General features: G+C 73.2%; 10 protein-coding genes and 1 riboswitch. Of the genes, 1 reads left to right on the top strand and 9 read right to left on the bottom strand.

The window, feature by feature from the left end:
* Positions 1-63: 63 nt before the first annotated feature.
* The 9 genes from AB4Z02_RS18230 to AB4Z02_RS18270 form a co-directional block, all read right to left on the bottom strand.
* A complete protein-coding gene (locus AB4Z02_RS18230; RefSeq protein ID WP_441972751.1) occupies positions 64-435 on the bottom strand; it encodes a heat shock protein transcriptional repressor HspR in 372 nt (123 codons plus the stop codon).
* A gap of 84 nt (positions 436-519) precedes the next feature.
* Complete coding sequence (locus AB4Z02_RS18235) at positions 520-1,542, bottom strand: DnaJ C-terminal domain-containing protein (protein ID WP_441972736.1); 1,023 nt, start codon at positions 1,540-1,542, stop codon at positions 520-522.
* 56 nt (positions 1,543-1,598) lie between these two features.
* Complete coding sequence (grpE, locus tag AB4Z02_RS18240) at positions 1,599-2,222, bottom strand: nucleotide exchange factor GrpE (protein WP_441972738.1); 624 nt, start codon at positions 2,220-2,222, stop codon at positions 1,599-1,601.
* Positions 2,219-4,108 (bottom strand): molecular chaperone DnaK, encoded by a 1,890-nt coding sequence (gene dnaK / locus AB4Z02_RS18245; RefSeq protein WP_441972740.1) that lies wholly within the window; start codon positions 4,106-4,108, stop codon positions 2,219-2,221. The genes grpE and dnaK overlap by 4 nt, the downstream gene beginning before the upstream one ends.
* Positions 4,109-4,291: 183 nt before the next feature.
* On the bottom strand, positions 4,292-6,901 hold the full coding sequence (locus tag AB4Z02_RS18250; RefSeq protein ID WP_082590750.1) for a glycoside hydrolase family 65 protein: 2,610 nt from the start codon (positions 6,899-6,901) through the stop codon (positions 4,292-4,294).
* Positions 6,898-7,617, bottom strand: a complete 720-nt coding sequence (locus AB4Z02_RS18255) for an HAD family hydrolase (protein ID WP_441972743.1) — start codon at positions 7,615-7,617, stop codon at positions 6,898-6,900. Before AB4Z02_RS18255 ends, AB4Z02_RS18250 begins: the two co-directional genes overlap by 4 nt.
* Before the next feature lie 50 nt (positions 7,618-7,667).
* Positions 7,668-9,779 carry an elongation factor G-like protein EF-G2 gene (locus AB4Z02_RS18260; RefSeq protein WP_441972745.1) on the bottom strand — a complete coding sequence of 704 codons (2,112 nt, stop codon included), beginning with the start codon at positions 9,777-9,779 and terminating at the stop codon, positions 7,668-7,670.
* Between the two features lie 121 nt (positions 9,780-9,900).
* Complete coding sequence (locus AB4Z02_RS18265) at positions 9,901-12,207, bottom strand: ATP-binding cassette domain-containing protein (protein WP_441972753.1); 2,307 nt, start codon at positions 12,205-12,207, stop codon at positions 9,901-9,903.
* Positions 12,170-12,820, bottom strand: a complete 651-nt coding sequence (locus AB4Z02_RS18270; protein ID WP_441972747.1) for an ECF transporter S component — start codon at positions 12,818-12,820, stop codon at positions 12,170-12,172. Before AB4Z02_RS18270 ends, AB4Z02_RS18265 begins: the two co-directional genes overlap by 38 nt.
* 76 nt (positions 12,821-12,896) lie before the next feature.
* Positions 12,897-12,999, bottom strand: a riboswitch (TPP riboswitch).
* A 106-nt stretch (positions 13,000-13,105) separates the two neighbouring features.
* Between AB4Z02_RS18270 and AB4Z02_RS18275 the strand changes: the two genes are divergently transcribed.
* Complete coding sequence (locus tag AB4Z02_RS18275; protein WP_441972749.1) at positions 13,106-13,384, top strand: DUF4235 domain-containing protein; 279 nt, start codon at positions 13,106-13,108, stop codon at positions 13,382-13,384.
* The last annotated feature ends 60 nt before the right edge of the window (positions 13,385-13,444 follow it).

Here is a 13,444-nt window from a genome sequence, read left to right on the forward strand (position 1 = left end):
GGCCGCGAGAGGGCGGCAGCGACGGGTGCGGGCGGCTGCCCGCGCCCGCCGGTCGGCCAGACCTCAGCCTCGGGGGGTCGGGCGCCAGACGACGAGCGCCTGCGACCGGCCGCTGCGGGGCCGCTGCCCCGCCCGGACGGCGATGACGTCACCGGTCGGCCCCACGGCGAACACCCTGTGGCCGAGCCCGGCGGCCCCGCGCAGTGCCGTGACCTCGCGGTCGAGCTCGCGGACCCGGGACTGCAGGGCGTCGACCTGGTTCTCGAGCTCGAGGATGCGCTGGATGCCGGCGAGGCTCACGCCCTCCTGGGACAGTCGCTGCACCTCGCGGAGCATCGCCACGTCGCGGCCCGAGTAGCGTCGGCCACCACCGCGGGTGCGTGACGGGCTGACCAGGCCGAGCCGGTCGTACTGCCGCAACGTCTGGGCGTGCATCCCCGCGAGCGTGGCGGCGACGGAGATGACGAAGACGGGCGCGTCGTCGTCAGGCGAGAAGCCCCGGACCTCGGCCACCACGGGTCACCTCCGCGCGTTGGCGAAGAGCTCGGCGCGGGGGTCCTGGCCCTCGTCCTGCGCCCGCAGCGCCTCCACGGCTGCGACGGCGTCGTCGGAGAGCCGCTGCGGCACGACGACCATGACGCGGGCGAGCAGGTCACCGGGACCGGACTTCACCGGGACCCCGCGGCCCTTGACGCGCAGCACCCGGCCACTGGGGGTGCCAGGGGCGATCCGCACCTTGACGGGCTCGCCCGACAGGGTCGGCACGGAGACGGTGGCCCCCAGCGCCGCCTCGGCGAAGGTGACGGGCAGGTCGACGGTGAGGTTGTCGCCCTCGCGCCCGAAGACCGGGTGCTTGTCGACGGTCACCGTGAGGATCAGGTCGCCCGGCTCGGCGCCGCGGTCGCCCGGCTGGCCCTTGCCGCGCAGCCGGATCTTCTGGCCGTCCTTGACCCCGGCCGGGATGCGGGTCGTGACCTGGTCGCCGCCACCGGTGCCGAGGGTGACCGTGGCCCCCTGGACGGCGTCCCGGAACGACAGGGACGTCCGCGCGGTGAGGTCGCCGCCCTTGCGCGGACCGGTCGGGGCGCGGAAGCCCGCGCCCCCGCCGTACGGCGAGCCGCCACCTCCGCCGAACATGCCGCCGAGCAGGTCCTCGAGGTTGGGCTGCCCGCCCCCGCCGCCGGTGGAGTAGCGGACGCGCGGCCCGCCGGCCCCACCGCCGCCGAACATCGACGAGAACACGTCCTCGAAGCCGCCGGCCCCCGCGCCGCCGCCGGGGCCGCCCGCGGTGAAGCGGGCGCCCCCTCGGGCCATCTGGCGGACGGCGTCGTACTCGCGCCGCTTCTCGGGGTCGGCGAGGACCGAGTGGGCCTCGCCGATGTCCTTGAAGCGCTGCTCGGACGCCGCGTCACCCGCGTTCTGGTCGGGGTGGTGCTTGCGGGCGAGCTTGCGGTAGGCCTTCTTGATCGCGGCCGCGTCGGCGTCCTGGGGGACGCCGAGGATCGCGTAGAAGTCCTTCTCGAACCAGTCCTGGCTGGCCATGCGGGCGTCCTCCTCTCAGCGGTGCGGGGTGGCGGGTCGTGCTGGTTCTGCTGGTGTCACTCGGGGTCCGCCACGGCGACGCGCGCCGCACGCAGGACCTGCTCGCCCGCACGGTACCCCGGCTGGAGCACCTGCACGACGGTCGTCGAACCGGACGAGGCGACCGAGCCGTCCTGCGGCCAGGCGGTGTGCATGAGCGCCTCGTGCAGGTTGGGGTCGAACTCCTCGCCGGCCGCGCCGTAGCGCTGCAAGCCGAACTTGCCGAGCGTCGTCTCGAGCTTGTCGGCGATGGACGCGAACGGCCCGCCCTCGAGGTCGCCGTGCTCGCGCGCGGCGTGGATGTCGTCGAGCACCGGCAGCAGCGCCTCGATGACCGACTGGGCAGCGCGCTCCTGCACGACGGCCCGGTCGCGGTCGACCCGGCGCTTGTAGTTGACGTACTCGGCCTGCAGCCGCTGCAGGTCCGAGAGCCGCTCGGCGGCCAGGGCGGTGTCGGGGTGGGCGCCACCCGAGGGCGCGGCCTCGCCGGCGGCCGGAGCCTCACCGGCGGGGGCCTGCCCCGCGACCGCGGCCTGTTCGGCCTCGAGCGCCGCCTCGGCGGTGGTGGGCTCGAACTCCTCCGAGCCCACCATCGCCTCGTCTCCGTCGGGCTGGTCAGCCGTCGGGTGCTGGTCGGTCACTTCTTCTCCTCGTCGTCCTCGACGACCTCGGCGTCCACCACGTCGTCGTCGGAGCCGGCCCCGGCGGACGCGCCCCCGCCCGCACCGTCACCGGCTGCACCGGCCTGGTCGGACTCGGCCGCGGCGGCGTACATCGCGGTGCCGAGCTTCTGCGACTCCTCGGAGAGCTTGGAGGTCTTCGCCGAGATGTCCTCGGGTGTCGCGCCCGACTCCGGCTTCAGGGCCGCCTTCAGGTCCTCGAGCGCGGCGTCTACGTCGCCCCGGCCGTCGGCGGGGAGCTTGTCGGCGTTGTCGGTGAGGAACTTCTCCGTCGAGTAGACGAGGTTCTCCGCGGTGTTGCGGGCCTCGGTCTCCTCGCGGCGCTTCTTGTCCTCCTCGGCGTGCGCCTCGGCCTCCTTGATCATCCGCTCGATGTCCTCCTTGGCGAGGGCGGAACCACCGGAGATGGTGATCTTCTGCTCCTGGCCGGTGCCACGGTCCTTGGCGGAGACGTTGACGATGCCGTTGGCGTCGATGTCGAACGTGACCTCGACCTGCGGCACGCCGCGGGGCGCGGGCGCGATACCGCTGAGCTCGAAGGTGCCGAGCTGCTTGTTGTGCTGGGCGATCTCGCGCTCACCCTGGAAGACCTGGATGAGGACGCTCGGCTGGTTGTCCTCGGCGGTGGAGAACACCTCGGAGCGCTTGGTCGGGATGGCGGTGTTGCGCTCGATGAGCTTGGTGAACAGGCCGCCCTTGGTCTCGATGCCGAGCGACAGCGGCGTGACGTCGATGAGCAGTACGTCCTTGCGCTCGCCCTTGAGGACACCGGCCTGCAGGGACGCCCCCACGGCCACGACCTCGTCGGGGTTGACGCCCTTGTTGGGCTCCTTGCCCCCGGTGAGCTCCTTGACCAGCGCGCTCACGGCCGGCATGCGGGTCGAGCCACCGACGAGGACCACGTGGTCGATGTCCGACAGCGAGATGCCGGCATCCTTGATGACGTTGTGGAACGGCTGCTTGGTGCGGTCGAGGAGGTCCTTGGTGAGCTGCTCGAACTGCGCGCGGCTCATCGTCTCCTCGAGGTGGATCGGGCCGTTCTCCGACATCGAGAGGTACTGCAGCGAGATGTTGGTGCTGGTCGAGGAGGAGAGCTCCTTCTTGGCCTGCTCCGCCGCGTCGCGCAGGCGCTGCATGGCGATCTTGTCCTTGGACAGGTCGACGCCCGAGGTGTTCTTCACCGTCGTGAGCAGGTGGGTGACGATGCGCTCGTCCCAGTCGTCGCCACCGAGCTTGTTGTCACCGCTGGTGGACCGGACCTGGATGGTCGAGAAGCCGTCCTCCGGGTCCTTGCCGACCTCGAGGAGGGACACGTCGAAGGTGCCGCCACCGAGGTCGAAGACGAGGATGAGCTCGTCCTCCTTGCCCTTGTCGAGGCCATAGGCGAGCGCGGCCGCGGTGGGCTCGTTGATGATGCGCAGGACGTTGAGGCCCGCGATCTCACCGGCCTCCTTGGTGGCCTGGCGCTCGTGGTCGTCGAAGTACGCGGGGACGGTGATGACGGCGTCGGTCACGTCCTCGCCGAGGTAGGACTCGGCGTCGCGCTTGAGCTTCTGCAGGATGCGGGCGCTGATCTCCTGGGCCGTGTAGACCTTGCCGTCGATCTCGGGCGACTTCCAGTCGGTGCCGATGTGGCGCTTGACCGACCGGACGGTGCGGTCGACGTTGGTGACGGCCTGGCGCTTGGCGATCTCGCCGACGAGCACCTCACCGCCCTTGGAGAACGCGACGACGGACGGCGTGGTGCGCCCACCCTCCGCGTTCGCGATGATCGTCGGCTCGCCGCCCTCGAGGACGGCGACGGCCGAGTTGGTGGTGCCGAGGTCGATGCCGACCGCACGTGCCATGGTGATGCTCCCTAAGGTGCTCGAGGTTGAGTTTCCTTCACTCAAGTTAGGACGACGCTCCGGCAGGTGCAAATCCGGGGTCGCGAACTTGAGTACACCAGGCTCAACTTCGTGGTGGCCGCCGATGTTCCCGGCACGCCCGGTGGCCCCTTCTCGAGGGGGACCGGGCGGCGGGGTACGGGGTCAGACCGGCAGTTCGCCGGGTCCCACCGCCGGGGTGCGGGCGGGCGGCACCGTGCCGGTGACGACCTCGAAGCCGTCTCCCGTCCCGTTGCCGAGGCCGTTGTGGCGGGCCCGGCGGTGCGGGTCGGGGACCCCGGCCGTGTAGACCATCTCGTGCTCGTCGCCACGACCCACCACCGGCATGCTGCCGAGCTCGCGGGTCAGGACCGGGCCCTGGCCGTCGAGCGCGACGACGGCCGGAGCGCCCGGTGCCGCCTCGACCCGCTCGCCGCGGACGACGAACTCGACGGGACCACCCTCGACGACGGTGAACGAGATCGACTCCGGCAGCAGCTCGACGACGACCCGCGTGCCGCGCACCCGCAGCCGGAACTCCAGGCGCGGCCAGGACGCCGGCAGCCGCGGGTCGAAGGTCAGGGTGCCGTTCTGGTCGCGCATGCCGCCGAACCCGTAGACGGCGGCGTTCCACACCCCGCCGCACGAGGCGATGTGCACGCCGTCGGCGGCGTTGCGATGCAGGTCGGCGAGGTCGACGTAGAGCCCGGCGTGGAAGTAGCGCAGCGCCAGGTCCTGGTAGCCCACCTCGGCAGCGATGATCGACTGGACCACGGCCGACAGGGTGGAGTCGCCGGTCGTGATCGGGTCGTAGTACTCGAAGTCGGCGCGCTTCTCATCGACGCTGAACAGGTCGCCCTGCAGGAACAGGGCCGCCACCACGTCAGCCTGCTTGAGCACCTGGAACCGGTAGATGACCAGCGGGTGGTAGTGCAGCAGCAGGGGTCGCTTGTCGGCCGGGGTCGCCGCGAGGTCCCACACCTCCCGCTCCAGGAAGTGCTGGTCCTGCGGGTGCACGCCCATCCCCTCGTCATACGGGATGTGCATGCCCTGGGCGCACCGCGCCCACTCCTCGATCTCCTCCTCGTCGACGTCCAGCCGCGCCACCATCCGCGCGTACTCCAGCGGGCGACGCTCCTGCAGGATGCGCGACCAGCGCGCGGCCTGCCGCAGGTTGTCGCGCGCCATGACGTTGGTGAAGAGGTTGTTGTTGACGACGGTCGTGTACTCGTCGGGGCCGGTGACGCCGTGGATGTGGAACTTGGGCTCGCGCCGGCCGAGCCAGAACCCGAGGTCGGCCCACATCCGCGCGGTCTCGACGAGCACGTCGATGCCCTCGCGCATCATGAAGTCCTCGTCGCCGGTGGCGCTGACGTACTTGGACAGGGCGTAGGCGATGTCGGCGTTGATGTGGAACTGCGCGGTGCCGGCGGCGTAGTAGGCCGACGCCTCCTCGCCGTTGATCGTGCGCCACGGGAACGCCGCACCCGACTGGGAGAGCTCGCGTGCGCGGCGCCTGGCGGCCGGGAGCATCTGGTAGCGGAAGCGCAGCGCGCCACGGGCCATCCACGGCGAGGTGTAGCTGAGGAACGGCAGGACGTAGGTCTCGGTGTCCCAGAAGTAGTGGCCCTCGTAGCCGGAGCCGGTGACGCCCTTGGCCGGGATGCCGGCCTGCTCGACGCGGCCGGCGGCCTGCGCGAGCTGGAAGAGGTTCCAGCGGACGGCCTGCTGCACCGCCGGGTGGCCGTCGACGACCACGTCGGAGTCGGCCCAGAACCGGTCGAGCCAGCGACGCTGCTCGCGGAACATCTCCTCGACACCGACCTCGCGCACCCGGTCGAGGGTGCGCCGTCCGCGGTCGACCAGCTCACGCACGGGCACCCCGCGGGAGGAGTGGTAGGCGGCGACCTTGGTGACCGTGATCGGCACGCCCTGCTTGGCAGTGACGCGGTAGACCTTCTTGGCGAGGTCCTCCTCCGCGTGCGCCAGCTCCTCGAACGCGTTGTCCGTGCGGATCTCGTGGTCCACCGCGACGGCGACGGTCATCCCCGAGTTCGCGCAGCGGTAGCCGAGGATGGCGCGGCGCTCGCTGCACCAGTGGCTCTGCGGCAGGAGCACCCGCTCGCTGAACGTGCTGGCCCGGCGGGGGTCGAAGCCGGCGCCCATGGCGGCCGCCTTGACGAAGTACTCGTCCTGGCCGTCCTGCCGGTTGAGCACCTGCGACGAGATGGCCACCGGGGCGTCGCCGTCGAGGAGGGTCACCTCGAAGGTCATGACGGCGAGGTGGCGCTGCTCGAAGGACACCATGCGCTGCGACTCGACCTTGACCCGCTTGCCCGACGGCGTGCTCCAGATGAGCGAGCGGCGCAGCACGCCGTCGGCGAGGTCGAGCGAGCGCTCGTAGTGCTCGAGGTCGGCCACCGACAGCAGCAGCGGCTCGTCGTCGACGTAGAGCTTGATGGTCTTGACGTCGGGCACGTTGACGATGGTCTGGCCGGTCTGGGCGAACCCGAAGGCGTCCTCGGCGTGCCGGATGCGCCAGGTCTCGTGGAAGCCGTTGATGAACGTGCCGTGGGCGTGGGTCTCGCGCCCCTCCTCGGGGTTGCCGCGCATGCCGAGGTAGCCGTTGCCGACGGCGAACACCGTCTCGGTGACGCCCAGGTCGTCGTTGGAGTAGCCGGTCTCGACCCAGCGCCACTCGTCGACGGGGAAGCGGGTGCGGTCGACGGGGTCCCGCCGGATGGACGCGGCCCGGCTCGTGCCGTCGTCGTTCACGGCCGCACCAGCTCGTCGAGCTCGGCCACGACGAGGTCGGCTCCGCCGTCGCTGAGCTCCTGTGCGCCGGCGCCGCGGTCGACACCGACCACGAGGCCGAAGGCGCCCGCCCGACCTGCCTGCACGCCGGAGAGGGCGTCCTCGAGCACCACGGCCCGCTCCCGCGGAACGCCGAGCTGCTCGGCTGCGTACAGGAAGGTGTCGGGGGCCGGCTTGCCCGGCAGGCCCCGGGCGGCGGCGACCTGGCCGTCCACGACGACCTCGAAGCGGTCGGCGAGGCCGGCGGCCTCGAGGACGGCTGGGGCGTTGCGGGAGGAGGACACCACGGCGACGGCGACGCCGAGCTCGGCGAGCCGGTCGAGCAGGACCACCGAGGCGGGGTACGGCGTGACGCCCTCGTCGTGCAGCACCTGGCTGAAGGCGGCATTCTTGCGGTTGCCGAGGCCGCAGACGCTCTCCTGCTCCGGGCTGTCGTCGGGCGTGCCCTCGGGCAGGGTGATGCCGCGGGAGGCGAGGAAGGTGCGCACGCCGTCGTAGCGCGGCTTGCCGTCGACGGAGGCGAAGTAGTCGGCGTCGGTGTAGGGCTGCTGGCCGTCGCCGCGGTCGCGCAGGTAGTCGTTGAACATGACGTCCCAGGCCCGCATGTGGACCTCTGCGGTGGGGGTCAGCACACCGTCGAGGTCGAACAGGGCAGCGTCGTAGTCGCTCCAGTCCACGGGTCAAGGCTAGAGCCCGCACGGGGGTGCAGCGGACCGGGGCGCGCGGGTCAGCCCGTGGCGGCGGCGACCTCGCGCGCCAGGGCCGGCGGCATGTAGTCGTAGCGGGCGAAGGCGCGGGTGAACGAGCCGGTGCCGTGAGAGACCGAGCGCAGGTCCACGGGGTAGCGGGACAGCTCGTGCGCCGGCACCTCGGCGTGCACCACGGTCCGCCCCGGCAGCTCGGCGGGCTCGGTGCCGTGGACCTGTCCGCGCCGGCCCCGCAGGTCGGCCAGCACGCTGCCCACCGCGTCGTCGGAGACCTCGATGTGGACGGTGTCGACGGGTTCGAGCAGGGCGACCGTCGTGTCGTTGGCCGCCTCCCGCAACGCCATCGCCGCCGCCGTCTGGAACGCCATGTCCGAGGAGTCGACCGAGTGCGCCTTGCCGTCGGTGAGCGTGACGCGCACGTCGACGACCGGGTATCCGGCGAGGACGCCTTTCGCGAGCTGGTGGCGGACGCCCTTCTCCACCGACGGGATGTACTGCCTCGGGACGGCTCCGCCCACGACCTTGTCGACGAACTCGATGCCCGCCCCGCGCTCCAGCGGCTCGACCACGAGGTGGCAGACGGCGTACTGCCCGTGGCCGCCGGACTGCTTGATCAACCGGCCCTGCACGGTCGTCGGACGGGCGAAGGTCTCCCGGAGCGACGTCCGCACCGGTTCGACGTCTACCGGCACGTGGTGCCGCGAGGCGAGCAGGGCGATGACCTGGTCGACGTGGGCCGGGCCCATCGCCCAGAGGACGAGCTGCCGCGTCTCGGCGTTGTGCTCCAGGCGCAGGGTGACGTCCTCGGCCGCGAGCCGCTGCAGCGCGGTGGCCAGCTTGTCCTCGTCTCCCTTGGAGCGGGCGTGGATCGCCACGGGCAGCAAGGGGTTCGGCAGCACCCACGGCTCGACGAGGGCCGGCTGGTCGCGGCGCGAGAGGGTGTCGGAGGTCTCGGCGGACCCGACCTTGGTGACGAGGGCGAGGTCACCGGCGACCGCCACCCCCTTGGGCCGCGTCTCGTCGGCCAGTGGCGACGACAGGGGTCCGACGCGCTCGTCGTCGGAGTCGTGGTCGGCGTGCTCGTCGACGAGGTGGGCGGCGAAGTGCTGCAGGTGGCCGGATACGTGCACCGGCTCGTCGGGGCGCAGGGTGCCGCTGAACACCCGCACCAGCGAGAGCCGGCCGATGAACGGGTCGGTCGTCGTCCGCACCACCTCGGCGACCAGGGGTCCGTCGGGGTCGCAGGTCACGGGCCCGAACGCCGCGCCCGCCGCGGTGTAGACGGTCGGCACGGCCGCGTCGACCGGCGAGGGGAAGCCCTTCTCGAAGAGCTCGAACAGCTCCTCGACACCGACCCCGGCGGGGGCATGCGTCGGCAGCACCGGGAAGAAGCGTGCGGTGGCGATGGCCGTGCGCAGGTCGGCAGAGACCGCGTCGGGGTCGACCTCCTCGCCGCCGAGGTAGCGGTCGAGCAGCGCCTCGTCCTCGGACTGCTCGATCACCGACTCCAGCAGCTGCGGTCGCTGTGCGTCGATGAGCGCCGCCTCGTCGGCGTCGGGCGCGCGGTCCGGCGCCGGAGCGCCGTCGCCGTTGCCGTCCGTCGCGTCGGTGACGGTCCGTCGCAGCAGGGCGAGCAGGCCGCGTACGGCGCCGTCACGGACCAGCGGCAGCGCGATGGGCTCGGTGTCGCCGAACGCCCGTCGGCAGGCGGCCACCGTCGTGTCGTAGTCGGCCCGGGCGGCCTCCAGCCGCGTCACCGCCACCGCGCGGGGCATGCTCACCGCGTCGCACTCGCGCCACAGCAGGCGGGTGGCCTCGTCGACACCGTCGGCGGCCGAGACGACGAACAGGGCGGCGTCGGCGGCGCGCAGCCCCGCGCGGACCTCTCCGACGAAGTCCGGGTGGCCGGGGGTGTCCAGGAGGTTGACCACGACCGAGCCGCTCGGCACCGAGGCCGCGCCCAGCGCCGTGGTGGTCGGGGCGTCCCCGTCACGAGCGCGGCGGCCCGGGACCCGGGCCGCCACGAGACGCTCGAAGAGGGCGGTCTTGCCTGCCCCCGACGCCCCCACCAGCACGACGTTGCGGATGGCCTCGGGGGACGTCGGGGAGGCGTCGTCGTTGACGCGGTTCATGGGGCCACCCTGCCCCCGGCGCGGGCGGCGCACAAGAGCCGGATGACGCACTCGTTGCCCCGCCGGGGCGCCGTCGCCGATCCGCCCCAGACCCGTCGCCGATCCGCCACCGAGGGGTTGGTCAGCGGGCGAGCAGCGCGACGGCGAGGGGCGCGAGCGCCAGGAGCAGCGCGACGGTGTCCGCCGTCCGCCACGGCGCCGCCCGGGCCCAGGTGCGCCGGGACGCCGTCGCGAAGCCGCGGGCGTCCATGGCCACGGCCAGGGCCGCCGCGGCCTGCAGCGAGCGCACGAGCATCCCCAGCGTGAGGGCCCACAGCTCGGCGAGGACGGACCTCGGTGACCGTGCCGTCGCCGCGATGCCCCGCACCCGGCGGGCCCTGGAGATCTCGGTCCACACCTCACCGAACGTGTGGACCCGCTGCAGGGCGGCGGCCAGGGCCACCACCGGGCGCGCCGGCAGGCGCAGCCGCTGCGCGAGGTGGTCGCCGAGGGCGTCGGCGTCGACGTGCTGGACGAGCACGGCGGAGGGCAGGACGATGACCAGCACCCGCAGCCCGGCCGTGGCCACCACGTCGAGGTCCCGGCTGCCGAGCAGCCAGGTCGACCAGGCCACGGACACCGCGCCGAGGAGCCCGGGCACCATACGGAGGGCCACGCCGGTCACGCGGCCCCGGGGCGCCGGGCCCAGGTCGGACGAGGAGCCCTGGCCCCTTCGTGCGTGGCGCGCGGGGGCGCTCAGCGCGACGGCCGCGAGCAGCAGCTGGAGGGCGAGCACGAGCAGGCTCGCGGTCCAGCGCGGCGACGCCACCCCTGCGGGCACCGCGAGCAGCGCGGCGCCGAGCAGGGACAGGGGACCCGCGTGCGTGACCAGCGGCCGGCGAGGGGTCGGGGGCTCGGGCGGCTGGGCGGGCCGCTCGACGGTGGTGACCCGGTCGGCGCGCTCGATGGCGCCCGCGTCATGGGTGGTGAGGACGACGGCCGACCCAGCGTCCCGCAGGCCCTCGAGCAGCCCCATCACCGCGGCCCAGGTCTGGCGGTCCTGGCCGACGGTTGCCTCGTCGGCCAGGAGCACCGCCGGCTGGTGCGCGACGGCCGAGGCCATCGCCAACCGACGCTGCTCCCCGCCGGAGAGGTGGCGCGGGTCGGCCTGCTCGAGGGCGCCGAGCCCGAGGACGTCGAGCAGCGCGCGGCACCGGGCGAGGGCCTCCGACTCGACCAGCCCGAGGGCGCGCGAGGTCGTCATCACCTCGTCCAGGACGGTCGTCGCCACGATCGTCGAGCTCGCCCACTGGGGCACCCACGCCAGCGTGCGCGCCAGGTCGATGGTGTCCCAGTCGGCGGGGTCGCGACGTCCCCCGGCCGCGAGGTCGGGGTGCACCCGCACCTCGCCGGCCTGGTGCTCGAGCAGGCCCGCGACTGCCAGCATGAGGGTCGACTTGCCTGCGCCGGACGGGCCGACGAGGGCGTGCCCCTCCCCCGCCCGCACCTGGAGCCACTGGTCGTCGACCGCCACGCTCGTGCGCGTCGAGCCGTCCAGGCGTCGCGCGGAGCGCTCCACGCGCACGGCGGCCGCGTCGAGCGCGACCACGTGGGCCCCGAGCCGCCCGGGGCCGAAGGTGCCGGGTGGGACCGGGGCCGGCACCGGGTCGGGCACGCCGGGCACCCAGATGCCCTGCGCGGCCAGCGCCTCGCCCTGGTCGGCGAGCACCTGGTGCGGGTCGCCGTCGGCGACGAGGTGACCGGTGTCGTCCAGGACGATGATGCGGTCGACGACGTCGACCCACGGCCCGAGCCGGTGCTCGACCACCACTGTGGTGAGCCCGCGCGCGGCCGTCACCCGGTCGACGACGTCGCGCACCGACGCGGTGGTGTCGGGGTCGAGCATCGCGGTCGGCTCGTCGAGCAGGAGCAGGGTGGGCTCGAGGGCGAGGGCGCCCGCCAGCGCGAGCCGCTGCTGCTCGCCACCGGACAACGCGTGCGTCGGGGTGTCCAGCGCCATCGTGAGGCCCACGGCAGCCAGGGCCGCCGTCACGCGCTCGGGCATTGCCTCGCGGGGCACCCCGGTGTTCTCGAGGCCGAAGGCCACGTCGCGGCCGATGGTCGCCGAGACGACCCCGGCGCCCGGTTCCTGCAGCACCAGGCCGACGGCTCCGGCCCGCCGACCGGGGGGTTCCCCGTCGAGCAGGACGGTGCCGGTGCGCTCACCCGAGTCGGCCACCTCGAGGACCCCGGCGAGCCCGCGCATCAGCGTCGACTTGCCGGAGCCGCTCGGGCCGACGAGCAGGACGCGCTGCCCCGCGCCGATGGTCAGGTCGAGGCCGGGGATGACCGGGTCACGGCGGCCGTACGGTCGCCAGGCCAGTCCCCGGACCTCGACCTGCCCGGGATGGTCAGACAGCGCGTGACTCCCGCGCCTCCTGGCCGGCAGGGAAGGCGCCGAGCGCCCCCGCTCCGGCGAGCGCGCGGGTGAGCAGCCAGCCCACGCCGCCCGCGATGGCGGCGCCGGCGACGGTGAAGACCACGGCGTAGGCGACCTTGTAGCCCATGCCCCAGTCGGTCCAGTAGACCGCCCACTCGTACACCGCCTCGAGCGGGGCCGCGAGGGCCCCGGCGAGCATCGCCGCGCCCAGGCCGAAGGCGCCGTAGCCGAGCAGCAGGAAGCCGATCTCCGCCCCGAGTCCCTCGAGGATGCCGGAGACGAGCGTCGTCGCGCCCCACTGCGTGCCGGGGAGCATGGAGACGAGCGCCGCCACGACCTCGCAGGCCAGGGCCGCGCCGGGACGACGGATGACGAGGCCGCCGACCACGCCGGCCATCAGCCAGGGCGCGCTCGTGATGCCCTGCAGTGGCGGGAAGACGGCGCCGAGGCCGTTGGCCGGCGCCTGGTAGGCGAGGCCCCAGCCCCAGTAGGCGATGCCGAAGGCCGCACCCAGGAAGGCGACGGTGAGCAGGTCGACGGTGCGCCAGCCCAGGAGGGGGGCGGTGGCGCGGATGCTGCCGCGACGGGTCGTGGCGACCGTCGGGGTGTTGGTGGTGCTCATGGTGGTCCTCTCGAGATCCAGGAAGGTTCGAGGGGGTCGCACCGGTCGGCGACCGCACCCGCGGACCACCGACAGGTGCTCGAGATTCTCGACTCCCTACGCCGGTGCGAACCGGATCAGGTGTGAGGGTCTGCGGTCGCCCGCACTCTCAGCGCTCTCGCGCTCCCCTGTCGTTACGTGGCACACGCTACTCCTCCGTGACAGGGTGGTGTGAGAGAGCAGGGACGGCATCCCGCGCGACTACCGCGGTATGAGCGGTCACGGACGAACGAGCTGGAGGACGACATGGGCCCGATGGTGTGGCGAGTGATGGGCACGGGTTCGGCGGTGCTGGCCGGCATCGTCGCCAACAAGCTGGTGACGGCCATCTGGAAGAAAGCCGGCAAGGACGCGACCCTCGACCCCCGCGACCCCCGTACGCCGTGGAAGGACGCGGTGGTGTTCGCCGCCCTCACCGGCCTGGCCGTCGGTGCGACCAGGGTCGCGGTGACCCGCAAGGCTGCGCAGTACTACGCCAAGTCCTCGGGCCACCTCCCGAAGGCCATGCAGCACGGCGACGCCTGAGAGGGTTCCGCACCGGGCGATCGCGTCCGGACGCACGAGTGCCGCGCACCCCGATGGGTG

This window comes from Pedococcus sp. 2YAF34, assembly GCF_052114585.1.
Lineage (GTDB): Bacteria > Actinomycetota > Actinomycetes > Actinomycetales > Dermatophilaceae > Pedococcus.

Coding starts and splice junctions, on each gene's coding strand:
- AB4Z02_RS18260 (WP_441972745.1), bottom strand. CDS start 9,779: ATGAACCGCGTCAACGACGACGCCTCCCCGACGTCCCCCGAGGCCATC.
- AB4Z02_RS18235 (WP_441972736.1), bottom strand. CDS start 1,542: ATGGCCAGCCAGGACTGGTTCGAGAAGGACTTCTACGCGATCCTCGGC.
- dnaK (WP_441972740.1), bottom strand. CDS start 4,108: ATGGCACGTGCGGTCGGCATCGACCTCGGCACCACCAACTCGGCCGTC.
- AB4Z02_RS18275 (WP_441972749.1), top strand. CDS start 13,106: ATGGGCCCGATGGTGTGGCGAGTGATGGGCACGGGTTCGGCGGTGCTG.
- AB4Z02_RS18270 (WP_441972747.1), bottom strand. CDS start 12,820: ATGAGCACCACCAACACCCCGACGGTCGCCACGACCCGTCGCGGCAGC.
- AB4Z02_RS18230 (WP_441972751.1), bottom strand. CDS start 435: ATGCACGCCCAGACGTTGCGGCAGTACGACCGGCTCGGCCTGGTCAGC.